Here is a 23,655-nt window from a genome sequence, read left to right as displayed (position 1 = left end):
GCGCAAAATGATGAAAAAAAGCCTGGCAATCCAGCCCGCGGCCCGTGTGGTGCGTGATCTGGCCCGAAACTATCTCGATCAGGCGGCTCAGGCCGCCCATCGGCTGTCAGACCCGCAGGATACGGAGGCCCTGCATGATTTTCGGGTCGCCCTGCGGCGCTTGCGCAGCCTGCTGGCCGCCCACAAGACCTTCGTCAAGACCTGGCTGCCGAAAAAACTGCGCCGCCGGGTGAAGGAACTGGCCGCCGGGACGGGCCTGGCCCGGGACACGGAAGTACAGATTGCCTGGATGAAACAGCAGCATGGCCAGGTGAAATCCCACCAGCGGCCCGGCTATCAGTGGATGATGGCCCGCCTGGAACAGCGGTTGCAGGAAGAGTACCAAGACCTGCATGAAACCCTGCCCGATGCCTTCCGGCGTCTGAACAAGCGCATCCAGGGACGACTGGATCTGATTCGGGATGATGACAGCCCCCCCTTTGGCACCGTCACTGCCGCCCGGCTGCTGGCGTCCGCGGAGGATTTCCGCCGCCAGCTACAGCGGGTGGTCGGGGATGACGGTGCAGCGGACGAGGCCGTGCATCAGGCCCGTATTGCGGGCAAGCGCCTGCGCTACCTGCTGGAACCGGTGGCGGCAGAACTGGAGGAAGGCAAGGCCCTGGTCCGCGAACTCAAGGATATGCAGAACCTGATGGGGGAAATCCATGATATCCAGGTCTTTGCCCAGGAGTTGGGCGAAGCCTCCGAGGAGGCCGGGGCCGAGCGGCTGCGGCGTCTGATCGACCTTTCCCTCACCTTGAACCCGGATCACCCTGATCTGGAGTCCGCCCGCCGCCAGGATGAGCGGGCCGGACTCATGAGCCTGGCCCGGGAACTGCATGATCGCCATGAGCACCTGATGTCCCGGTTGAAGGCAAAGCTTCTGGAAGGCGAGGGGGACAGTTTTCTGGAACATCTGGCCACCGGCGTGGCCCGATTGCAGCAGGTGGGTACCGACCCGGCCTGATTCTGCAGCCATGGGGTGATATTGGTCATGGATTTTATGTCTTTGCAGAAAGATAATCTCTAGGTGCTCAAACAATCTCCTGTACTGTCCAGTACCTCTACCATCACTATCCACAAGGCCGATGCCCAAGCGCGGGGAGGTGCTTGGGCCGGGCATCATGGTGAATCGCGGCATGGGCCGGCGGTTTACGACAACGCAGAGATTGCCCTCAATCTCAGGCAGGTGATGGCCCTCAATACCCGTCAGCTGCGGGTTCGCCGTGTGCGGGTGCTCGGATATGGCGTGTCGGCCACCGCGTTGACTTATCTGGCGTTCTGTTTTTTCACCGGCCTGTTTCTCCCTCCAGTCATCATGGCAATGCTGATGGTGCTGGTCCTGGGTGGATTTGTCCTGGGTTGCGTTGGTTTCATCCGGATAAAGCGGCTCATCGCCAAGCGGCATATGATCGTCAGGAAACTCTATGCCCAAAGACTACGGATCGAGGGGCGCAGCGTGGTGACCAACGACCCCCATCCGACCATGCTGGCCATGTGCTGCCGATCTTCTTGTCGGCGATCATGTTTTCTTTCTTTACATTCTGCTTCGTCGCCGACTTGCTTCTCCTTCAACTCGGCTTCTCCTTCCGATCATGGTGACAGTCATGTTGGTGATGACCAACACCCCGCACCCGATCACCTTGACGTTGTACCCCCCATTCTGAGGTGAACTGAGCAGGCTGCTGTATTCGAGCCGCTCAGCCGTGGGCCGGGCATCCCCATTTTAATCAATGACTGACAAAATCCTTCTTATCACCTTGTTCGCAGGACTTGCCAGCCTTGCCGTGGCGCTGGTTCTGCCCATGGACGCGACGGCGCAACTCGTTATCATCATACCTTTGCTGGTGCTGCTCAGCTATGCACGGGTCGAAGCAGATGCAAAGGACAGCACTGACATATTCCGCGTGCTGGTACTGGTGGTGGGTGGGTTCATCACCCTGCGGTACCTGAGTTGGCGGGCAGGATATACCTTGTACGGCAGCGATCTGTTCAGCCTGATTGCTGTGTGCCTGTTGTTTGGTGCCGAGGTGTACTCCGCGTGCATCCATTTTCTGGGTGGGTTCATCAACGTGTCCCGCATCAGCCGACCATTGCTGAGTGTGGACGATCTGCCATCGGGAACCCAACTGCCGACCGTGGACGTGATGATTCCGTCCTACAACGAAGATCCCGAACTGCTTGAGGTGACACTGCGTGCCGCCCGGCAGATGCGTTACCCGGCTGACCGCTTCACCATCTATCTGCTGGATGACGGCGGTACCGATCAGCGTATCGCACATGGCGATCCGGCCATCGCCAACGCGGCCAGGCAGCGTCGTGCCGATCTCCAGGCCCTGTGTACACGCCTGGGGGTGACTTATCTGACCCGGCCCCGCAACGAGCGCGCCAAAGCCGGCAACCTCAATCATGCCCTTGGCCATACCCAGGGTGATCTTGTCGTTGTTCTCGATGCTGACCATGTGCCCACGGTCGAGTTTCTCGACCGCACGGTACCGTGGTTCGTGCGCCATGATGACGTGTTCCTGGTGCAGACACCGCATTTCATGGTCAATCCGGACCCTATCGACCGCAACATGTTGCAGGGTTTCTCCCGCATGCCGTCGGAGAACGACATGTTCTACCGCGACATTCAGCGCGGACTCGACTTCTGGGGGGCATCGTTCTTTTGCGGCTCGGCTGCGGTGCTGCGTCGCAAGCATCTGGAAGAAGTCGGCGGACTATGTGGCGATACCATCACCGAGGATGCAGAAACCGCATTCGAACTCCACAGCAGAGGCTATCGTTCGATCTACATCGACCGTCCGATGGTGGCCGGTCTGGCGCCGGAAACCTTTAGTGCCTTCATCACCCAGCGCATGCGTTGGGCCCAAGGCATGGTACAGATCCTGGTGCTCAAACGCCCGTTCATGTCGCCTGGTCTGACCTTGCCTCAGCGGCTGGGTTATCTCAGCTCGATTATGTTCTGGCTGTTCCCGTTTTCCCGCACCATCTTTCTGGTTGCACCACTGGCCTATCTGATTTTTGGCATGGATATCTATAACGCATCCATCATGCAGATCCTCGCCTACACCGTGCCCCATGTCATTGCCACCTATATCATTGCCGACATGTTGTATGGCCGCAAGCGCTGGCCGCTGGTGTCGGAGTTGTACGAGGTCATGCAATGTCTGTTCTCTTTGGTGGCGATCTTCAAAGTACTGCTTAATCCGCGCAAACCCGCTTTCATGGTGACGCCCAAAGGTGAAACCCTGGACGAAGAAACGATCTCGCCGCTGGCATGGCCGTTCTATGTGCTGTTCGTACTGACCCTGGTCGGCTTTGCATTTGGTATCTACCGCCTCACGGCTTATCCACTGACCCGAGACATGACCATCGTTGTACTGCTGTGGAACACATTCAACTTTGTGACGCTGCTTGGCGCCATTGGCGCGCTGCTGGAGCGTCGCCAGCGCCGTGGATCACCGCGCATGCCATCACAGGAAATAGGGATGATTGAAGGGGCAGGTGGGTCACCGGTGCCCTGCGACATCATGGATCTGTCTGCCACCGGGGCGCGGCTCAAGCCTGTCCCTGATGCCACCAACGGGCTTGATCCCGGCGAGAAACTGGTGCTCAGTACCTACTCCCAACCACTCAACCGGCGTGTCTCACTGCCCGTCCGTATTTGCAGCCGATCTGAAAGCCATGGCGTGGAACTGGGTGTGAAGTTTGAAGGTATGAGTCCGCAGCAGACCGACGATGCGGTGGCTCTTTCCTACGGCGATACTGCACGCTGGTTATATTTTCAGGAACGCCGATCACGCCCAGTCAGCTTTTTTCAGGGGCTGACAATGATGCTGTCCCTGATCTGGCGGCCCTTCTTCCTGCACTTGCGGGCGATGATGCGGCGACGCTCGGCGCCCTTGGCATCCGACAGGGGGCGCCTGTGACATTCTGCGCACCGCACAGTCAACTTATTCTGCCGACTCTTGGGTAATTGACCATGAAACCGTTATTTACTCAGCTCCGCGCCCGCCTGATCTGTTGTCTGGCGCTGCTGATCTTTCTGACTGGGCCTGTCCAGGCTCAAAGCCTTGAGCGTGATTCGATGCGCCTGTCTTCGTTCACCCCACAGGCCGGTCCAGTCCGGCTGACCGATGTGGCCTCGGCGGTCGATTTGTTTATTCCGGTGTCCGGTCGGGTGACGATGACTGATGCGCGTATCGAGTTGCGATTTGTGCATTCCATCGCGCTTCTGGCAGAACGCTCGTTTTTGCTGGTGCGCATGAATGACATCACCATCGCCCAGATTCCCATCGACCCGTTACAGCCGCAGGCTACCGCGCGCTTTATGATTCCAGATGATCTGTGGCAGTCTGGTTTTAATCATCTGTCAATCGGCGTCATCCAGCACTATACCGACCGATGTGAAGACAGCCTTGCCCCGGAGTTGTGGACCGAATTGGACCTGCACCAGTCGCAACTGGAATTCTCCTTGACCCCAAAGGATGGGGTACTGACTTTGAGCCACCTCGATCATCTATTTGGCCCAGGTATCGGTGCCTTCGGGCGGGTGACGCTGCTGTCAGCCGGCACCGATGATGCGATGCGCGGTATGGTCCTGCCGCTGGTGGCCCAATCCCTCGCCCTGCGGCGGCGTTTTATGCCGCTACTGATTGATCATGTTGAATGGAATGACCCGGCCAAGCGGGATGACATCCCCGGACCACTGGTTCTTGTGGCCACGGCGGCCCATCTTGAGGACTTGCTGGGTCAGGAAGCCCCGGCGGTGAAAGGGCCAACCCTGAACATCTCACGCACCCCTGTGGTGACCGACGAGAACGATCAGGTGATCATGCCATCCCGTGTGCAACTTATCGTCTCGGGGCGTACCGCGGATGAGGTATTGGAAGCTGCCCGCGTGCTGTCGATCATGGATGACGCCCTCAACCCTGTGCCCACCCTGACCGTGGTTGGGCGCCACCAGACGCCCGCGCATTTGGCGCCGCTGGCGCGCCTGGTGCTGCACCCAGAGCAGACCTATCGTTTCGCGGACCTGGGTCTGCCCACCCAGAGTCTGCGTGGATTCGGCGCCCATGGTGCGGGCCTGGAGGTGCGACTGCCCGGCGACTTTTATACCCATGACTCGGCCCAGGTGGAATTGCTGCTCGATCTAAGCTATGGCGCCGGTATGGGTCCGGGTTCCGTTATCAATATTTTCCTCAATGGTGACTTTGTTCACGGACGTCTGCTCGACGAGGGCCATGGCGCGATGTTCCGTCGTTATCGGATCGTGCTGCCGGCGCGTCGCTTCATGCCAGGCAATAACCGGATTGATTTTGAATTCATGCTGCGCCCCGAGGTGGTCGGAGGTGAATGCGCCGGTGTCGATGGACGCCATCTGATGGCGCAGCTCATGGGATCATCCACCATTCAGCTGCCCAACTTCGGCAGCGCCTCGTCGCAACCCAATCTTGGACTGTTCGGTAACACGGGGTTTCCGTTCAACAGCGAGCAGGGAGCCGCCCGGTTTGACCTGTTGGTTGCCCACCAGGCGCAGTTCGGCCCGGCTTTGACCTTGCTGGGGCGTATCACTCAGGTGGCTGGGGCCGTCCATGACGGCTGGCATTTGCACGGCAACCTGGAGGCACTTCCCAAGAGCAGCCGCAGTATTGTCGTCGCGCCCACCTCGGCGTTGCCCGAACCCTTGTTTGAAGGCTGGTCGGTCGCCTTCGGTCGCGTCACACGCTGGCCTTACGCCGCCATCAACGATGTACGCAGCACCACCCAGCCTCCCGGCGGCGGGTTCGCCGCCTGGCTGGTGAACAGCCTGGGCCTGCGACCGGTGCCGGAGTACGGGGGAGCGTTCGACGATATGTTGCGCGGCAATGTGTCACAGGTATCCGGTCTTGGCCCGATGGGTGGACTCAGCCTGATGTCCAACCCGCTGCAGGGCGCCAGTGGTGCGGTGCTGGTGGTCACTGCCGAGGATGAAGCACGCCTCACGGCACGGATTGACACTCTGATCCAGCCACAGGTGTGGTCGCAACTCCATGGTGGTCTGATGCTTTGGCAGGATATGGACACCCCGGTGGTGAGTGCCCAGGTGGTGGATCGTTTCGAGATAGGCGATAGTTCGGACTGGCTGCTGCTTCGCCTGTGGCTGTCCAACAACCCCTGGTACTGGCTGGTGTTGGTGGTGGTGGGTGCGCTGCTGGTGGTGGTATCGGCCAGCTGGCTGCTGCTGCGACGTCGCCGTAGCCTCGAAATGCAAGACTGAGGTGGCGCAGGTCAACTGCAATACCGCAGCCGCTATCCCTCCCCGCCCTGAAGGACGGGGTTTCTCGCGGAGGCACTGATGAATCCAAGGCGACGACTATTCGTACTGGTGCTGGCAACATTGATCATAATCGCCGGTTGCGACCCGCGGGGTGAGCCACCAGACCCTGATGTTGAGCATTTAAATGCCGGGGCACCCTTCCAGACCCTCTGGCACCATTACAAGGCGCGCTTCGTCCGTGATGGGCGGGTACTTGATGTGGATAACGACGGTATCAGCCACAGCGAAGGACAGGGGTACGGCATGTTGCTGGCGGTGGCGGCGGATGATCGGGAAACTTTCGATGCCCTCAAAGCCTGGACCTTCAAGCATCTGTTGCGTGCCGACGGCCTGCTTGCCTGGCGCTTTGGCAAGTGCCCGGACGAGGCCGAGAGTGCGCAGATCGCCAAGGTGATGGAACGGACACCGGTGATCGAGGGCGGGGAATGTGTGAACGATCCAAACAACGCCAGCGATGGCGAGATCCTGGTGGCCTGGGCACTGCTTCGCGCCGCCCAACGCTGGAACGAGCCGGCCTATCTGGCGCTTGCCGATGCTCTGGCAAAGGCCACCGTCACTCACTCGCTGGTGGATTGGCATGGCCGGACCCTGTTACTGCCTGGCGTGGAGGGCTTTGTACACGATGGGGGCGGCGATACCCCTGCCCGGCTGGTGGTCAACCTGTCCTACTGGGTGTTTCCGGCCCTCGACATGCTGGCAGAACATTTTCCGGAACAACCCTGGGCGGCACTGGCCGCAGATGGGCAGACCTTGATACGTGAAGCCCGCTTTGGCACCCATGACCTGCCACCAGACTGGCTCGATCTTGATCTGAATTCGGGCACATGGATTGGACCAGCCACAGGTTTTGATCCAGTCTATGGGTTTAATGCGGTGCGTATCCCCCTGCATCTGGTGTGGGGTCAGGTCCGCTGGCAGAGCGACGATCTGGCGCCCTTCATGGCCTGGTGGGACGCACGCGAGGACGGGCGTTTTTCCGCTTGGGTGGACCTCGAAACCGGTACAGAAGCGGATTACGATGCATCGGCCGGGGTACATGCGATCGCCCTCGTCACCCGCGCCCTCGACGCAGGGGTGTCGGTTGGTGCCGAGCAATGGCCCGATTTCTCCGACCATGACGGTTATTTCTCATGGAGTCTTGCGCTACTCGCACGGGTCGCCGCGCAGGAGGCGTCGAGGTGAGCAGCCCCTCGTCCCTGGTGTCTCGTCCGCGGCTAATGGCCTGTGCATTCGCCGTGGCCTTGTCCATCGGTACGACTGATGCCGGGGCGCAGGTGGATGTCGAGCGCAAGCCGGCGCGTATCGAACCGCCTGCGGTGATCAATGGCATCGACCAGGTCCAGGGACTGCCGGCAACGGTTGGTCCGGATAAGCGCAGCCTGTGGTATCACCTGCAACGGGGCAACATCCAGATGGTGACGCTGGAGCTCCAACGGTTGCAGGCGACCCATCCGGACTGGTCGCCGCAAGGCGATCTGGCCCGCGCCATCGAAGACGCCATGGGGGCCGCCGAACTGCCGGGACAGACACCAGCCGATGGGCTGCTTGATCCATGTGACGATCCGGCTGCCGCGTGGCGTGATGCCCGTGGTTCCCGCGCTGTGCTGATCACCATGCTGGTGCGCTGCAATGATATGGGCGTGGCGCAAGGCACACTGGCCGAACTGCTGCGTGGCCGATCCCTGGCGGCTCAACTCGCTCAGGTCGAGGAACTGGCAAGTCGCCGATTGAGTCGGGCGGGGCGTTCGGTGGTGATGGAACGTCGCTACCACCTGCGTCTTGAGGCGCTGGACAACCCCGACATCGGGCTTAGTCCAAAACAGCTTGAGGATTTGCACAGGGAAGCCGAACATCGACAGGATGGTGCCGCAGCCCTGCTCTTCGGGTGGCAAGCGCTGGACCGGGGCATGGCCGACGAGGCGCTCACCTGGTTTGAGCGCGCCCGCCATTGGGGACAGATTCAATCCGCCCGCGAGGGGCTGGCACTGGCACAAGAACAACGTGCCCGAGCGCTGATTCTCGACGCAGGCGACCTGCCTGCAGGTATGGAAGCCATTCGCGCCAGCCAGTGGGCTGGCGGAGCACCTGCCGAGGCGATTGGGTGGGCGCTGCTGGAAAGTGGGCGCTGGGCAGAGGCCGATGAAGTGTTTGCCCTGGTGGCCGATGCCGAGGTGGCCCGCTATGGTCGTGGATTGAGTTGGCAGGCCGCCGGCAAGTTCGAGCGCGCCAAGGCCCTTGTCTGCGACGCCGGTCTGTCAGCGCGCCTGGATGCCCTGTGCGACGATTTGCGGGTGAGCGTATTTTATCGCGCCTGGGAAGCCCACGACATCGATGCCACGATGGCACTCGGGCGGGTCATCGAGCAGCGTGGGCCAATATCACCGGACGTGAGCGAAATCATGGCCTGGGCGCTGCTTGAGGTGGGTGACTACGACCAGGCTGCGGCCCGTTTCCAGTCCCTTGTGGGTTCGGCCATGCATACCGGACTGGAACCTGGTGTGGTGCGCAGTTTCGAGCGTGCAGGCCGGCAGCGGGAGCTGGATCAACTGGCTGAATCATCGCCGTCCCTGGCTCAATATTTACGCGAACAACGAGCCACACGGGCATTTGCACGCGGACAGTATGGTCTGTACCAGACCTTATCCGAACCTGAGCAGACAGACAGTCGCCAATGGACCCTGAGTACCGGGTTGGATGCCTCGGGGAGTCGCGGCACGCATGGACTGGACCACGCCGGAATGGGGCGCACCCATGTCGGCCTGAGTTCGGTGCGTGACGGATTGCAGGTGGACCTGGGGATGCGCCGTTCCCGTTTTGATGGGGGTAAGCCGACGTCCGATGCGGCGTTGGGGTTTCGCGGGCAGGACGGGGGCAACGATGCCTTCAGCCCCCATCGCACGGCGAACATCGACGAGTGGCTGCTGCGGCTGCGGCGCGAGCAGCTTGATTACACATTGGAGGCCGAGATCGGCAGCGGCCCCCGTGGCGGGGCGGTGGATGGCCGTCCAACCTTTGGTGCGTCGGCCACTTGGTTCACCGAGTCAACCACCACCCGGATTGCCCTCATCGGCGAGGCACGCCAGGACAGCCTGCTGGCCTTTGCCGGGCAGCGGGACCCGGTCTCCGGCAGACACTGGGGCGCAGTGCAGGAGACCCGGATTGAGCTTAATCCCTACGTGGCCACCGGCGAACATCAGGGGGTATCGTTCAACATCGAGCACGGCTGGCTTGATGGCAGGCACGTTCCCTCGAATCAACGCTCGGCCATGCGAATCGACTACAGCCACGATCTACGGCCAGAAGACGGGGGGTATCATCTGCGTACCGGCCCGTTCGTCTCCTGGACCCGCTATCAACATAACCTGAATCACCACACCTTTGGCCACGGGGGCTATTATAGCCCGGAACGTGATGTACGGATCGGGTTGCAATTCGACGCCCTCACTGGCAACAACCGCAATTGGCTTGCCCAACTGCGGGGCGCAGCCGCCTGGGGCAATGTACGAGAGGCGGCGGCGCCACGCTTTCCTGGTCAGCATTTAACTGGTGAGGACTATGCTCAGTCCCGCACCACCGGGGTGGGCGGCGATGCCGAATTCCGCGCTGCATGGCGGGTGTCACCCCATCTTGTTGTCAACATCAATGCCGGGGTGGCCAGTGCACCTCGCTTTGACCACTGGTGGGTTGGTGCCGGGCTGCAGATGCCGCTGAAAACCCGACATCGACTACGCCCGGACGATCTCTATGGCGTGTTTGATCGGCGCTGATGGGGCACGAATCCATCCAGACATCGGGTTCCATTTCCTTGTGGAGGTTGCATGATCTACCAACTGGTCTATATCAGCGAATATACAGGCACCGATTCAAAAAAGGATTTACAGGACATTCTGACGCAATCACGGCGCTTGAATCCGCAATCAGGAATCACCGGCATGCTGCTGTTCATCCAGGACAGCTTTATCCAGGTGCTTGAAGGTGAGCGGGAGCATGTTCAGCAGACCTACGCACGTATCGCCAAGGATCCACGGCATGGTCGGCTTGACATGCTGCTGGAACATGATGTTCCAAAGCGATTATTTCCCGACTGGAGCATGGCCTGGATGCCGGTGACCGAATCTGAGTTGTGTACCCTGGCACATATTGACCAGTGCGACTTTGAAACCTTGTCCAGGCTGGACAGCAACATCATCGGCTCAATGTTGCTGACGTTTGCCGAAACCCAAAGCGAGATCGCCCGTTCGTCAAAAGAGGCGTAACCCGGCAGGATCTCGTGGCGACTCGATACCTGGTTCCAGAACGCTTGCCCGTCCCTGGCGTCCACCATGGCCGTTGAAGGCACAGGGCCGGCCCATGGCTGTCCTCCCCAGGGACGGGAACGATAGACGACCCGGATCAACGGAAATCTTGCACTGGCATGAAAATCCTCCCGATGTCTATGCTATCTTCGATAACGGGCTTGGCCGTCTGGGACATGGCAGTCTCTCGGGGTAGCCCGAAAGATCCAAAACCGTCAAGACATTATTCCAAAGGCAACCCAACGATGGTTGCTCAAAATCCCAGGAGGCGTGTTGCCATGCTAAGACGTTATTTCCGCTGGGCGGGTGTTGCCGCCCTGAGCTGTATGTTGCTGACCGCGGGAGCGGTATCGGCACAGGATCGGACCGGGTGGCCAAGCTCGGTCAACATCGGTACGGCATCCCAGGGGGGGACCTACTTCATCTACGGCGCCGGCTGGGGCGGTCTGATCCAGGAAATGGTGGGGGTGAATGCTTCCGCCGAGGTGACCGGGGGACCTACCCAGAACATGGTGCTGGTGCATCAGGGCCGACTGGAATTCGGCATGACCACCATGGGACCGGCCCGTGAGGGTTGGGACGGTCAACTGCAGGTGGCCCGTGGCCTGCAAACCCGTGATGTCCGCGCCCTCTTCCCCATGTATCAGACCCCCCTGCAGGTGGTGGCACTGCGCCGCTCCGGTATCAACAGCATCGCTGATCTGGACGGCAAGCGCGTTGGCGTAGGCCCTCGCGGCGGTACCGCCAGTGTCTTCTGGCCTCGCTTTTTTGATGACCTGGGCCTGAACGTGCGGGTCCGCTACGGCGGCGCCGCCGACCAGGTGGGTCAGGTGCAGGACGGCATGCTGGATGCCTTCGCCTTCGCCGCCGGCGTACCCATCTCCGCCTTCAGCCAGATCGAAGCCCAGCAGCCGGTGAACATCTTCTCCCTCAACGAAGAAGAAATTGCCAAGGTCACCCAGAACCATCCGGTGAGCCGCTTCGTCATCCCCGGCGGTACCTATCGCACCGTGGCTGAAGACCAGCCCACCGTAGCCCTGTGGAACTTCGCCATTGCCAACAAGAACATGTCGGAGTCCTTTGTCTACGAGATCATGAAGGCAGTGCTGGATAACAATGATCGCATGATGTCCATTCACCGCTCCGCCGAGGAAACCCTGGTCGAGAATATGGTCCACAACACCTTCATGTGGTTCCATCCAGGCGCAGTGCGCTACTACAGGGAGCGGGGCATCGAGGTGCCCGAGCACCTGATTCCGCCCGAGTACAAGGACTGATCGAGAACCCCGGACAGGTTCGATGCCCTGGGCTGCGCTGAACGCGGCCCAGGGTATTTTGTCCGGAACACCGGCTGATTCAACCTGCTGTACGTTCAGAAGATCCTCCCATGACGAGCTCCGAAAAATCGGGCCCCATTGATGCCGCGTCCCTTGCCGATGCCGAAGAAGGCATGTCATCACAGCGGAACCTCACCCGCTGGCAAAAGGTGCTGCTGTTCTTCCTCGGCCTGACCTATACCAGTTTCCACCTCCTGGTCCTCAACGTCATTCCCATGGAAACCTGGGCTTTCCGCATCGTCCACGTGGCGGGCGCCCTGGTGATCGGTTTTGCCATCGTGGCCGCCTGTGTACCACCGACGGACCCGCGAAAACGACGATGGATGCTGGAACTGTTACCCATGGTATTGACCGTGGGGCTGGCCCTCTATGCCCTGGCCACCATGGCCATTGCCCTGTATATGAAATTACGTCTGGGCTATGACGCCTACAGTCTGCCTGAATGGATATTCCAGACTTTCAGTTGGGCGCTACTGGCCAGCGTGGTGCTGGGCATCGTCTTTGCCTGGCTGTTCAAGCCCCGTTCCGACCGCATCGGCTGGTATGACTGGTCCCTGATGGCGGCCAGCATCTCGGTCTGCGGCTACCTGTTGTCCAACCTGGACGTGCTGCAGTTCCGCATGGGGGTGATCCCGGAGCAAACCGATTTCTGGGTGGCCACCGCCGGTATCCTGCTGATCCTGGAGCTGACCCGGCGGGTGGCGGGCATGGCCCTGGTGGTGATCGCCGGCATTTTCATTCTTTACGGCTTCGTCGGCCCCTGGTTGCCGGGCGTGCTGGAGCACAGCGGCTATGATGCCGATCGCTTTATCACCTACATCTACACGGACAACGGTATCCTCGGTCCCACCACGGCGGTGTCTTCCACCTACATCGTGCTGTTCATCGCCTTTGCCGCCTTCCTGCAGGCTTCCAAGGTGGGGGACTACTTCGTCAACTTCGCCTTTGCCGCCGCCGGGCGCGCCCGTGGCGGTCCGGCCAAGGTGGCGGTGTTTGCCAGCGGCCTGATGGGCATGATCAACGGTACCTCCGCGGGTAACGTGGTGGCCACCGGCTCCCTGACCATCCCCCTCATGAAGCGGGTGGGGTACAAGCCCCGCAGCGCCGGCGCCATCGAGGCGGCGGCGTCCACCGGGGGCCAGATCATGCCTCCGGTGATGGGGGCGGGTGCCTTCATCATGGCGGAGGTGACGGGGATTCCCTATACCGACCTGATCATTGCCGCCTTGATCCCGGCCCTGCTGTACTTTGCCTCCGTCTACTTCATGGTGGACATGGAGGCGGCCAAGACCGGCATGAAGGGGCTGCCCTCCAAGGAGCTGCCCCAGATCGGCAAGCTGCTGCGTCAGGTCTATCTGTTCGCCCCCATCATCATCCTCATCGGCGCCCTGTTCATGGGGTACTCGGTCATTCGCGCCGGTACGGTGGCCCTGATGAGTGCCGTGGTGGTGAGCTGGCTGACGCCGTTCCGTCTCGGGCTGTTCGGGTCTGCTCGCGCCCTGGAGCTGGCGGCACGCATGTCCATCCAGCTGATCGCCGTCTGTGCCTGTGCCGGGATCATCGTGGGTGTGATCGGCCTGACCGGGGTGGGTCTGCGCTTCTCCTCCCTGCTGCTGGGCGTGGCGGAGAACAGCCAGCTGTTGGCCCTGCTGTTTGCCATGTGCATCTCCGTGCTGCTGGGCATGGGCATGCCCACCACGGCGGCCTATGCGGTGGCGGCCTCGGTAGTGGCGCCGGGTCTGATCCAGATGGGCGTGGCCCCGCTGGTGGCCCATTTCTTCGTGTTCTACTTTGCGGTGATCTCCGCCATCACCCCGCCGGTGGCCCTGGCGGCCTATGCGGGGGCGGCGATTGCCGGGTCTGAACCCATGCGCACCTCGGTGACCGCCTTCAAGATCGGTCTGGCGGCATTCATCGTGCCATTCATCTTCTTCTATCACCCGGCCCTGCTGATGGAAGGTGAGTGGACCGAGATCGCCCAGAGCTTTGCCACTGCCATGATCGGCGTCTTCATGCTGGCGGCGGCGGCTCAGGGCTGGTTCTTTGGTCTGGCGGGACGGGTCGTCCGCGTATTGCTGTTTGTCGGTGCGCTGATGGCCATCTCCGGGGATCTGATCACCGATCTGGTGGGTCTGGGTCTGGCGGTGGTCCTGTTCCTGTGGCAACGAAAAGTGACCCGAGGCAAACCCCAACCTGACCCTGTGACGAGCGATACCTGAGTCCATCTTCGGTTGGCCGGTTCTCCTGGCGGGAGCCGGCCCCATGGGGTCCTGGCGGGAGCCGGCCCCATGGGGATCGGAAACAGCAACAACGGATAGCAGGTACCAGACGATGGATAATACCTATTGGGTGGTCATGTCCGGTGTGCCACTGGACGGTGTTGACAGGGCCACGGCCCTGGCGGCTCTGGCGGCGTTGTTTCAGGTGCCGGAGGCGCGGGTGGAGGGGATGCTGGCAGGCAAGCCGGTGGTGGTGAAAAAGGGTATGGATCAAGCCACCGCTCAGCGGTATCTGGCGCGACTGCAGCAAGCCGGTGTTGCCGCCAAAATGGTAGTGGACACACCAGACCTTCCCCAGGCTTCAGGCAACAGGGCGGATGCCGCTCCCGGAACGGAACAAGCATCGGGCCTGGGCCTGGCCCCCCTGGGTAGCCGTCTGAGTGACCGGCCACCGCCTCCCGATCTGCAGGTGGATCTATCGGGCCTGACCCTGGACCCCCCAGGGGTGGTGCTTGTGGAACCGCGCCAGATACCACCGCCGCCGATAGATACCAGTGCTCTGACTTTGGCCCCCCGGCCAGATCTGGCTGAAGAATCATTTTCCTGACTAAAAATATCAACTATGATGGTACGGAACCCATGCCGAGCAGACCGTCATGTTCTCTTTTCTGCGCAAGACTGCCATGCCCACCCCGGATCAGGCCCTGCCGGGCCGTTCGGAAGCCATGCCAGTACCTGAGCGTCATTATGTACTGAACACGCCACTCAAGCCCCCCTTTCCCGAACACGTGGAGACGGCCCTGTTCGGTATGGGGTGTTTTTGGGGTGCCGAGCGTCGATTCTGGACCCTGGCAGGCGTTCATACCACTGCGGTAGGCTATGCCGCTGGATTGACTCCTAACCCCACCTATCGGGAAGTCTGCACTGGCATGACCGGCCACAATGAAGTGGTTCAGGTGGTTTTTGATCCTGCCGTGATTCGTTATATCGATCTGCTCAAGGTATTCTGGGAGTCCCATGATCCCACCCAGGGGATGGGTCAGGGTAACGATATAGGTACCCAGTACCGCTCGGGCATCTACGTCCACGGAGAGGCGCAGGCAACCTGGGCAACACAGTCTTGTGCTGTATTTCAGGCGGCCCTCAAGGCCCGGAATCTGGGCACCATCACCACCGAAATTCTGCCGGCGCCCCATTTTTATTTTGCAGAAGCCGATCATCAGCAGTATCTGGCAAAGCATCCTGGTGGCTACTGCGGACTGGGGGGCACGGGTGTGGACTGTCCTGATCTGGCGCAGATTGCTCCGTCGGCATAGCGCCTGACAATCATCCTGGGCAAGATACGCCCTGGGTTGCACCTGACCATGCCCCCGCCTAAGCTGAAAGGCCACGCACCGACGGAGGGAGGGCGCCTGTGACCCGTACATCCCAGAATCAACCCGTGATTTTTGGCGAAGTCTTGTTCGATGCCTTTGAGGATCATTCCATCCTGGGGGGTGCCCCCTTCAATGTGGCCTGGAATCTCAAGGGACTGGGAATTGATCCGGTGTTTGTCGGTGCCGTAGGGGATGATGAGTTGGGTCGCCGCGTCATACAGGCCCTGAATCATTGGGGCATGCGTCAGGAAGGGCTGCAAACGGCCACCGGTCGTACCACCGGTCAGGTGAAAGTGGTCCTCAAGGACGGCGAACCCCGCTACGATATCCTCCCTGATCAAGCCTATGACCACATCGACACGGCCCCGGCCCTGGCGGCAGCCCCCGTGGAGGCCGGAGTGCTCTACCACGGCAGTCTGGCCCTGCGCGATCCTGTTTCCCGGCGGACCCTGGAAGCACTGCGGGAGCAGTTGTCGGCTCCGGTGTTCATGGACGTGAACCTGCGCGCCCCATGGTGGGATCGTGACACCGTGCAGGGGTGGATGGCCCATGCCCACTGGGTCAAGCTCAACCAGGATGAACTGACGGCACTGTCCCCGGCACCCGATGAGCCGGATCTGCTGGTGCAGGCCCGTCTTACCCTGGAACGGTACGGGTTGTCGGCGGTGATCGTCACCCGGGCGTCGGAGGGGGCGATGGTGCTCACCCGCGAGGGTGAGCTTCACCAGCGACCAGCCCCGCCGGTGACGGGGCTGGTGGACACCGTGGGGGCCGGAGACGCCTTCAGTGCCGTCACCCTGACCGGCATCCTGCAGGGCTGGAACTGGGAAACCATCCTGACCCGTGCGGCGGATTTTGCCGCCAGGGTCTGTACCCTGCACGGGGCCACCACGGAGGATCGGGGGTTTTATCAGGGAAGCGTCAATCCGTGGAAGGCCTCATGAGGTTTCCGTATCCATGTCCGATTTCACGGTGCGGCCGGCAAACAGGTAGTACAGCAGGATACCGGCCATGATGGTGAGCAGCCCGTACAGGGCCACGCTTGGCCTGCTGTAGAGAACGTATCCGATGATCCAGCCGTTACCGGCGATGAAGATCAGCGGTGTCCAAGGGTAGGCCAGGGTTCTGTAGGCCCGCTGGCGTTGTGGCTGCTTGTGCCGAAGATACATCAGGCCGAGTACCGCCCCGCTGGATGAGATGGACAGGGTAAAGCCGATGTAAATGAGCAGGGCATCGTAACTGGTCGTCAAGATGATGATGGTGGCCAGGATGCCCTGAAAGGCAATGGCCCATGCGGGAGTGCGGTGTGTTCGGTGGACCTCGCCGCATTGCCTGAAAAAGACACCATCCCGCGCCATGGCGAAATAGACCCTGGGACCTGCCATGATCATGGCGCTGATGACGGACAGCAGTCCCAGTGCGATGCCCAGGCTGAACAGTGTGCCGATTTCATCGCCAAAGAGCGCGGTAGCCGCGGCATTCCCGATATCCAGCACGCCGCTCATGTGCTCCGGTGGCAGCGCGTAGATATAGACGATATTGATCAGCAGATACAGACCACTGACCAGCAGGGTGCCGATTGCCAGGGACAGGGGCAGGTTACGCCCCGGATTCCTGATCTCGCCGCCCAGGTAGGCGGCAGCATTCCAGCCACTGTACGCGAACAGGACGAATACCAGAGAGACGGCCAGACCTTCTCCGGTCAACTGGAAATCCGCGATCGTTTGCGAAAAATGGTCTGTATTGCCCGCACCGAAGGCCAGTCCTCCAATGATGAAGGTGGTCACAAACAGAATTTTCAGGGCGGTGAGCAGGTTCTGGGTGCCGGCTCCCAGCTTCAGGCTATGCAGGTGGATCAGGGACAGCACCAGGATAACGCTGCACGCCACGACTGAAGCGGTGGAGAAGGTCACCAGGGTATGATGACCGATGTCCAGGGTCAGCCAGGGCTTCATGGCTTCCCCTCCCAGAAAATAGACGGAGAAGGCGATGGCCGCGGCCGCAATGGGGGCGGAGAACCCCACGATCAGGGATATCCAGCCTGACAGGAATGCAGGTAATGGCCCGAAGGCTTCCCGCAAATAGGCGTACTCCCCCCCGGCCCGGGGGATCATGGCCCCCAGTTCTCCGTAGCAAAGCGCCCCGGTCAGGGCAAACAGCCCGCCGAGGACCCAGCATGCCATGACGATGCCGGGATGACCCAACTCTCCCATCATGAAGCCGGACGTGGTGAAAATGCCGCTGCCTATCATGTTGGCGATGACAATGACAGTTGCGGTGGTGAGTCCGATCTCACGCCCGAGACCATCCCTGGAGCCGTGGCCATCCGACATCAGAGGCTGCTCCAGATGTAGATGATGTGTGGGCCATGGATCCGGTCTGCCGCCTTCTCGACGATGTTGCTCAAAGTGCCATGGGTCACCTGTTCACGTCCGGAATCGCCTGCGTGAGTCACGATGGAGATGGCGGTATCCGGGGCAAAATGGGGCTGGAGCCTGTCGGTGAATTCGTCCAGATTCCGATTCATGAAGATCACCAGGGTTGACCCGGCATCGGCCAGTTTGCGCAGGTTTTCCACTTCAGTCCGCGCGCTGGTGATGGTGATGGAGGCGTGCCGCCCGGATCCGATGACGCTCCGTCCCATGGCGGCGTTGGCGGCATTGAAGCTGGACATGCCCGGAATGATGACCGGCGACAGGTCATGAAATTCCTTAACGTATCCCATATGGGGGCCATAGAGGGTGGGATCGCCGTTATCCAGAATCACGACACGTTTGCCTTGTGCGATGGCGTCACGAATGATGGCCCGAACATTGTTTTCCATGACATCCGCATCCGCGTCACTCAGATCTCTCCTGGCCAGGCTCTGGAACAGGCCGTGTCCGGCGTCGTGAATCTCCTTGCCATCGAGCAGATGTTCAAATTTTTCCCGTGGTTGCCGCATGGTGAAGATGATATCTGCGCCCTGGATGATTTCCACGGCCCGTTGTGTCATGTGCCCGATATCTCCGGTACCTGTGCTGACCAGAAAGAGTCCGCCACCGGTTTTCTGTGTCTGTGCCTGGAGAGACAGGGGTGAACAAAGCATCATCAGAAGGATGGATGCACCAAAAAGCCGGTTTCTGCATGGGAGGTTGAAAATAAGCATGGATGAATCCCACCTGTTGTGAGCGTGATTGATTAAGAAAGCACCAAAGAATGGAAACTACGGGGCAAGCCCCGGCCGTGCCCCCCCTTGAAAGCGGGAGGCACGGGCTTGTGACTGATCATTGGAATCCTGCTGAGCAGGAATTAAAGATTCAGTACATCCCTGAAGGAGTGAATGTCAGAACTGATAACGGGCCATCATTCTGATGTCTCGCCCCGGTTCCAGCGTGGCGCCGTCATCCCCGATGGTGGTCTGTTCGCTATAGCTGCGATCAAACAGGTTTCTCACTGCCAGCGATAGTGATAATGCAGGTATGCTTACAGGCTGCCATTGGGCCTGTACGTGATGGAGTGTATGGCCGGAACGGTCAATCTCACCGTCTTCCAGTCCTGCCTGGGCGACGAGGGTGTACCCCATGGTCATATTTTTGTCGATTCGCCAGACATGATCCCAGACCAGTCGATCGCCGGTATTGCTACCCACGCGCCGAATGGTTGTGATCCGGTCACCGTTCTGATCCACCGTTTTGGCATGCAGGTATGAAAGGGTTGTCTGATAACGACCGCTCTGCCAGGAGGTCCTGGCTTCCCACCCCTTGCTGGTGACCCGGTCATCGTTATAAAAACCCGTGACTGGCTGGCCGCGGCTACCACCTATCTGAACGATCAGATTGTCAATGTCATTATGAAAATAGGTCAGGGAGGCATCGAAACGATCGGCATCGTGAATCAGGCCCCGTGCCTGATAGCGAAAGCCGGCTTCCTTCTGCTGTGAGCTTTCCGGTCTGAAACTTCGACCGAAACTGCGTTTGCCGGCTTGTGCATTGAATGTGGGTGTGTCCACGGCTGATGCCAGCCAGCCGATGGGTATGACGCCGGTACTGCGCACCGCTTCTCCGTAGTTGGCAAACGTACTCCAGCCCTTGCCAATGTTGACTTCGATACCTGCATTGGGGGAGATTTCGTTGCCACTGATTGCGATGCGGCCGTAGTCGGTTTCATAACGGTCAAACCTTGCTCCGCCGGAGAGTGTCAGTCTGCCGATATAGACATGGTCCTGAATGAACAAGCCCAGGTTGTTCAGGTTGTTTCTGTGTCCCTGGCGTTCGCCATTGTTGTAGATCTTTCCATCTTCCGTGTAATAGTCGATGCCTGTTACCAGATTGTGTGTGCTTGAAATCCAGTCGATAACGGCATTGTTTCTCAGTTCAAAACCTTTTCCGGTACTGGTGGTTTCATTGTTTCTAGTCTGATTGTTCAAGGCGTTTTCATTATTGAAAAAATTCAATGATAGATTAATCAGAGGTGTGTACGGTGCGTGATATCGATAGTTAACTACGTAGGCATCCCTGTCGTTGACTTGATACTCAAGTGGTGCGTCCGGGTTATATGCGGTATCACCCGCTCCCCAGCGATAGAGCCCACTGTTTCGGCTTCTTTCAGCACTTAGCCGGAGTGAATGACCTTCATTTTCCAGAAGGCTGAACTTGATAAAGTAATGGCGATCCCGCCCCGCGGAGCCGTGTACCCTGTCGCCTCCGCCAGTTTCATAATCTTCGCGATTGACGCCCTTGATATGAGCCATCAATCCACTGTGACTGCCCAGCCGGGTATATGCGGTTGCGGCACCGTGATCGGAGCGGTCAGCGGTGTAATAGCCTGCCCTTATCATTGCACCTGACTGCTGATCAGGGGACAGCAGATCCTGCGCATCGACGGTCTCGAATCGTATTGCCCCTCCCAGCGCTCCGGCCCCCCGGTCAGCCCCCGGGCCGGCCAGCACTTCCACCCGTTTCAGCAGATCGGGATCCAGTGAGCCGATACCACCATGATGCTGGAACAGGATCTGGGGTTGCGGCTCACCCGCCAGTCAGGGGGCCGGCTGAGCCTTTCCGAGGTGGGTCAGTGCTATGCGGACTATGGGGAAAGAATTCTTTCGCTGTCCGAGGAGGCACGCGAGGCGGCGCAATCCCTGTCCAGTGACAGGCGCCGCAATCTGTGTGTCTGGATCAGCCATGAAATGGCCTGGGGATGGGCGATCTGGGTGATGAACGATTTCCTGGCCCGTTATCCGGAATATTCCCTGGAAGCCAGGGTGCTGCTACCGGGCGCTCAACCGCCGCTTGATGAGGTGGATGTCTGGCTGGCCTGCGGCCAGGTTCAGGCCCATGGGTTGGCCTGTCAGCCTCTGGGTCGCTGGCAGCGTCGTCTCTACGCCGCCAGCGACCCGGATGCATGCTGCTGTCACCTTGAGGATCCGGATCAGATAGAGCGTTGCGCCTGGATAGAGCTGACCGGTGAATCGGAAGCCATCCATCTGCGCCACAGGGATTCCGGGCATTCCCGGTACATCAATCCCCATGCCCGGTTGCGGGTTAATTCCCTGCAGACCCTGGCCGATGGCATTGCACGGGGATATGGCGTCGGGATGTTGCCGGCCTGGGTTGCTGAATGTCCCAGGCACGGGATCATGCGAGGCAGACTGGCCCGGATACTGGCGGACTGGGAAATCATGCCCACGGATCTGTTCATGCTGGTCCGATCCGGCTTAAGGTCCAAGTCAGTGGAATGCCTGACGGCGCACATGAAATCTCAACTGCCTGTGCGCTGGCGGCTGTGATCTTCATTGAGAATCTGCGCCAGCTCCGGCCGGCTGGCGGCACCGAAGTACAAGGTCCGATGGGGGAAGGGGATTTCCACGCCCTCGGCATCAAAGGTCTGCTTCACCCGTCGCAGGAACTCCCGTCCCACCTCCCACTGCTTGATGGGCAGGGTCTTGATGCGTCCCAGCCCGGCCCGGAAGTTCCGGACTCCCGCTTTCGCGGGAGTGACGGCAGTGGGGCCTCATCCCCGGTCCTTCTCCCGGGGGAGATGCCCTGATCAGACCCTCCAGCCCAGCGCCTCGGCCCGGCGTCGGGCCAGGGCGGGGATGTCCTGGGCCACGAAGTGGCTGTGCAACACCTGCACCCCGATCATGTGATTGATCACCGCATCCAGCTGCACTTGGGTGGAGGCAGAAGTCTCGGGATCCTCATGCAGGGCGAACAGGGCCTTCACGCCAGCCGGGTCCAGCAGGCCCGCGTCCTGGATGGCCTGATCCGACAGGTACTGGTCCGCCAGGGCCTTCATCGCCGCCCACTTCTTCGGGTCCGTGTGGGCCGGCGGGGCCATGAAGGCGAACTTCTCGCGCTCATACAGCACCTTGGGCAGCAGTCCCTTCATGGCCTCCCGCAGCACGTACTTCTCGGTCCGGCCCTTGATGCGCATGGACGGCGGCAGGTGCACTGCCAGATCCGCCAGATGATGGTCCAGGAACGGCGGCCTGGCTTCCATGGAATTGGCCATGTCCACCCGGTCACCGCCCCAGGTGAGGATCTGACCTTCCAGCATGGTCTTGATCCAGACGTACTGGGCCTTGTCCAGGGGATGGCGGCCTTCGATCATGTCGCCGTCCAGGGCCTCGGCAATGGCGCGGCCCGGCTCGTAACCCCGGACCGCATCCCGGTGATGGACGGCCATCAGGCCCGGGGCATGGGCGGCGCTGGCCAGCCAGGGCTGCAGACAGGACGGGGTGAAGCCCACCAGGGCATCCAGAGCTGGGTCATGCAGTTCGTTTTCCGCCAGCATGGCGCCCTTGAAGAGCTGGTTGCTCTCCGCCAGCAGCTGTTCCCAACTGGCCCGCTCCGCCGGAGACAGGGTGTCCAGGCCATGCAGGAACATGTCCCGACGGAAGGAGGGGTAGCCGGCAAACAGCTCGTCGGAACCCTCCCCGGTGACCACCACCCGGTAGCCGGCCCGGTTCACATGGCGGCTCATCAGGAGCTTGGCCACCCCCAGGGTGTTGTAGATGGTGCGTTCCGCGTGCCAGAGGGTTTCCACCAGATTGTCGTAAAGATGACTGGCATCCAGGCGCATGATGTCCTGGTCTGCCCCCACGCTGCGGGCCATCTCCTGGGCAATGGCGGTCTCGTCGTAGTCGGCGTTGTCGAAGCCGATGGTGAAGGCTTTGACCGCCGACTGCTGGTGGGCGGCCGACAGGCCCAGGGTGATGCAGGAGTCGATGCCACCGGAGAGATAGCAGGCCACCGGCACGTCCGCCTCCAGGCGTAACTGCACCGCCTCCATGAGCTTTTCCCGGATGCCTTCGATGTAGAACCCCTCGTCCTTTTCCTCGCCCCGCTCCGACAGCAGGGGAAAGTCCATGTCCCAGTAGCGGTCGTCGCGGATCTGGAACTTGCCGTGACGACGCTCGATGGTGACCACGTGTCCGGGCTTGACCTGATGGATGCCCTCAAAAGCGGTACTGCCGGGGACCATGGTCTGCATCAGCTGGTGATACAGGCCCCGGGACTCGAACCGGCGCGGCACGTCCGGATGGGCAAACAGCACCTTCAGTTCGGAACCGAACACCACGCTGCCGTTGACCTCGGTCCAGTACAGGGGTTTGACGCCGAAGCGGTCGCGGATCAGCATCAGGCGGTCCCGCTGGCGATCATAGAGGGCGATGGCGAACTCACCCCGCAGTTGGGGCAGCATGTCTTCCAGACCCTGGCCCCGATACAGGTGCAGCACCATCTCGGAATCGCTTTTGGTGCGGAATTTGGCCCCTCGGGAGGTGAGGTCGGTACGGATGCGCTTGTAGTCGTAGAGTTCACCGTTGACCGCCAGCATCAGGTTGCCGTCATCGGACAGGAAGGGCTGGCGGCCCCGGTTTTCGTCCAGGTCGATGATGGTCAGGCGGGCATGGGAAAAACCCACCCCCCGGTCGTCCTGGACCTTGTAACCAAAACCATCGGGGCCGCGATGGTGCTGGATGGCGGCCATGGCCACCAGATTCATGGGGTCAACGGGCTTTTGCGGGTCGGCATGAATGACGCCGGCGATACCACACATAGGGCAACTCCTTGGAAATAATGAATG

The 23,655-nt window shown here is 60.6% G+C and carries 18 protein-coding genes; 13 read left to right on the top strand and 5 right to left on the bottom strand.

The genetic code is table 11. From position 1 onward, the window contains the following. The first annotated feature begins 7 nt into the window (after window positions 1-7). The 12 genes from BMX62_RS03050 to BMX62_RS02995 all read left to right on the top strand — a co-directional run bounded on the left by BMX62_RS03050 (window position 8) and on the right by BMX62_RS02995 (window position 16,532). A complete protein-coding gene (locus BMX62_RS03050; RefSeq protein ID WP_238375828.1) occupies window positions 8-1,006 on the top strand; it encodes a CHAD domain-containing protein in 999 nt (332 codons plus the stop codon). Between the two features lie 63 nt (window positions 1,007-1,069). Beyond that, window positions 1,070-1,711, top strand: a complete 642-nt coding sequence (locus BMX62_RS03045; RefSeq protein ID WP_090203973.1) for a hypothetical protein — start codon at window positions 1,070-1,072, stop codon at window positions 1,709-1,711. A 61-nt stretch (window positions 1,712-1,772) separates the two neighbouring features. Further along, on the top strand, window positions 1,773-3,971 hold the full coding sequence (gene bcsA, locus BMX62_RS03040; RefSeq protein WP_090203970.1) for a UDP-forming cellulose synthase catalytic subunit: 2,199 nt from the start codon (window positions 1,773-1,775) through the stop codon (window positions 3,969-3,971). A gap of 53 nt (window positions 3,972-4,024) precedes the next feature. Further along, on the top strand, window positions 4,025-6,301 hold the full coding sequence (locus BMX62_RS03035; RefSeq protein ID WP_090203967.1) for a cellulose biosynthesis cyclic di-GMP-binding regulatory protein BcsB: 2,277 nt from the start codon (window positions 4,025-4,027) through the stop codon (window positions 6,299-6,301). Between the two features lie 78 nt (window positions 6,302-6,379). Further along, window positions 6,380-7,543, top strand: a complete 1,164-nt coding sequence (locus BMX62_RS03030) for a family 8 glycosyl hydrolase (RefSeq protein WP_090203964.1) — start codon at window positions 6,380-6,382, stop codon at window positions 7,541-7,543. Between the two features lie 35 nt (window positions 7,544-7,578). Further along, window positions 7,579-10,128 (top strand): cellulose synthase subunit BcsC-related outer membrane protein, encoded by a 2,550-nt coding sequence (locus BMX62_RS03025; protein WP_162273490.1) that lies wholly within the window; start codon window positions 7,579-7,581, stop codon window positions 10,126-10,128. A gap of 51 nt (window positions 10,129-10,179) precedes the next feature. Then, window positions 10,180-10,617, top strand: a complete 438-nt coding sequence (locus BMX62_RS03020) for a BLUF domain-containing protein (protein WP_090203958.1) — start codon at window positions 10,180-10,182, stop codon at window positions 10,615-10,617. A gap of 317 nt (window positions 10,618-10,934) precedes the next feature. After that, a complete protein-coding gene (locus BMX62_RS03015) occupies window positions 10,935-11,933 on the top strand; it encodes a TAXI family TRAP transporter solute-binding subunit (RefSeq protein WP_090203954.1) in 999 nt (332 codons plus the stop codon). A gap of 110 nt (window positions 11,934-12,043) precedes the next feature. After that, window positions 12,044-14,212: a TRAP transporter permease gene (locus BMX62_RS03010; protein ID WP_090203952.1), complete on the top strand. Its 2,169-nt coding sequence runs from the start codon at window positions 12,044-12,046 to the stop codon at window positions 14,210-14,212. Window positions 14,213-14,324: 112 nt separating this feature from the next. Continuing rightward, entirely contained in the window at window positions 14,325-14,819 is a 495-nt protein-coding gene (locus BMX62_RS03005; RefSeq protein WP_090203949.1) for a hypothetical protein, read from the top strand. 49 nt (window positions 14,820-14,868) lie between these two features. Next, window positions 14,869-15,528 carry a peptide-methionine (S)-S-oxide reductase MsrA gene (msrA, locus tag BMX62_RS03000; RefSeq protein ID WP_090203946.1) on the top strand — a complete coding sequence of 220 codons (660 nt, stop codon included), beginning with the start codon at window positions 14,869-14,871 and terminating at the stop codon, window positions 15,526-15,528. 98 nt (window positions 15,529-15,626) lie between these two features. Beyond that, the gene (locus BMX62_RS02995) at window positions 15,627-16,532 is read left to right on the top strand and encodes a carbohydrate kinase family protein (protein ID WP_238375827.1); all 906 of its coding nucleotides are present in this window, start codon (window positions 15,627-15,629) and stop codon (window positions 16,530-16,532) included. On the opposite strand, the gene BMX62_RS02990 is transcribed toward BMX62_RS02995, so the two are convergent. From BMX62_RS02990 to BMX62_RS02980, 3 genes are all read right to left on the bottom strand, one after another. Then, window positions 16,527-17,921 carry an APC family permease gene (locus BMX62_RS02990; RefSeq protein WP_090203944.1) on the bottom strand — a complete coding sequence of 465 codons (1,395 nt, stop codon included), beginning with the start codon at window positions 17,919-17,921 and terminating at the stop codon, window positions 16,527-16,529. The genes BMX62_RS02995 and BMX62_RS02990 overlap by 6 nt on opposite strands. Further along, entirely contained in the window at window positions 17,921-18,676 is a 756-nt protein-coding gene (locus BMX62_RS02985; RefSeq protein WP_274377151.1) for an SAM-dependent methyltransferase, read from the bottom strand. Before BMX62_RS02985 ends, BMX62_RS02990 begins: the two co-directional genes overlap by 1 nt. Window positions 18,677-18,913: 237 nt before the next feature. Then, window positions 18,914-20,524, bottom strand: coding sequence for a TonB-dependent receptor domain-containing protein (locus tag BMX62_RS02980; RefSeq protein ID WP_090203938.1), 1,611 nt, complete (start codon window positions 20,522-20,524; stop codon window positions 18,914-18,916). 39 nt (window positions 20,525-20,563) lie between these two features. Here BMX62_RS02980 and BMX62_RS02975 point away from each other — a divergent pair, with 39 nt between their 5' ends. Continuing rightward, on the top strand, window positions 20,564-21,355 hold the full coding sequence (locus BMX62_RS02975) for a LysR family transcriptional regulator (protein ID WP_090203935.1): 792 nt from the start codon (window positions 20,564-20,566) through the stop codon (window positions 21,353-21,355). Here BMX62_RS02975 and BMX62_RS02970 read toward each other — a convergent pair. Together BMX62_RS02970 and asnB are read right to left on the bottom strand one after the other, a co-directional pair. After that, entirely contained in the window at window positions 21,328-21,486 is a 159-nt protein-coding gene (locus BMX62_RS02970) for a hypothetical protein (RefSeq protein ID WP_420795799.1), read from the bottom strand. The two genes, BMX62_RS02975 and BMX62_RS02970, sit on opposite strands and share 28 nt — an antisense overlap. 129 nt (window positions 21,487-21,615) lie before the next feature. After that, window positions 21,616-23,628, bottom strand: coding sequence for an asparagine synthase (glutamine-hydrolyzing) (asnB, locus tag BMX62_RS02965; protein ID WP_090203931.1), 2,013 nt, complete (start codon window positions 23,626-23,628; stop codon window positions 21,616-21,618). Window positions 23,629-23,655 lie beyond the last annotated feature (27 nt).

The sequence above is a fragment of the Ectothiorhodospira magna genome (assembly GCF_900110965.1).
Classification (GTDB): Bacteria; Pseudomonadota; Gammaproteobacteria; order Ectothiorhodospirales; family Ectothiorhodospiraceae; genus Ectothiorhodospira; species Ectothiorhodospira magna.
This window is presented reverse-complemented; position numbering and strand designations above follow the sequence as displayed.

Excerpts from the sequence above, each read along its gene's own strand:
- BMX62_RS02975 (WP_090203935.1), top strand. The coding sequence starts at position 20,564 with ATGATGCTGGAACAGGATCTGGGGTTGCGGCTCACCCGCCAGTCAGGG.
- msrA (WP_090203946.1), top strand. The coding sequence starts at position 14,869 with ATGTTCTCTTTTCTGCGCAAGACTGCCATGCCCACCCCGGATCAGGCC.
- BMX62_RS03005 (WP_090203949.1), top strand. The coding sequence starts at position 14,325 with ATGGATAATACCTATTGGGTGGTCATGTCCGGTGTGCCACTGGACGGT.
- bcsA (WP_090203970.1), top strand. The coding sequence starts at position 1,773 with ATGACTGACAAAATCCTTCTTATCACCTTGTTCGCAGGACTTGCCAGC.
- BMX62_RS03030 (WP_090203964.1), top strand. The coding sequence starts at position 6,380 with ATGAATCCAAGGCGACGACTATTCGTACTGGTGCTGGCAACATTGATC.
- BMX62_RS02985 (WP_274377151.1), bottom strand. The coding sequence starts at position 18,676 with ATGCTTTGTTCACCCCTGTCTCTCCAGGCACAGACACAGAAAACCGGT.
- BMX62_RS03010 (WP_090203952.1), top strand. The coding sequence starts at position 12,044 with ATGACGAGCTCCGAAAAATCGGGCCCCATTGATGCCGCGTCCCTTGCC.
- asnB (WP_090203931.1), bottom strand. The coding sequence starts at position 23,628 with ATGTGTGGTATCGCCGGCGTCATTCATGCCGACCCGCAAAAGCCCGTT.
- BMX62_RS03015 (WP_090203954.1), top strand. The coding sequence starts at position 10,935 with ATGCTAAGACGTTATTTCCGCTGGGCGGGTGTTGCCGCCCTGAGCTGT.
- BMX62_RS03050 (WP_238375828.1), top strand. The coding sequence starts at position 8 with ATGATGAAAAAAAGCCTGGCAATCCAGCCCGCGGCCCGTGTGGTGCGT.
- BMX62_RS03035 (WP_090203967.1), top strand. The coding sequence starts at position 4,025 with ATGAAACCGTTATTTACTCAGCTCCGCGCCCGCCTGATCTGTTGTCTG.
- BMX62_RS03025 (WP_162273490.1), top strand. The coding sequence starts at position 7,579 with ATGGCCTGTGCATTCGCCGTGGCCTTGTCCATCGGTACGACTGATGCC.
- BMX62_RS03020 (WP_090203958.1), top strand. The coding sequence starts at position 10,180 with ATGATCTACCAACTGGTCTATATCAGCGAATATACAGGCACCGATTCA.
- BMX62_RS02990 (WP_090203944.1), bottom strand. The coding sequence starts at position 17,921 with ATGTCGGATGGCCACGGCTCCAGGGATGGTCTCGGGCGTGAGATCGGA.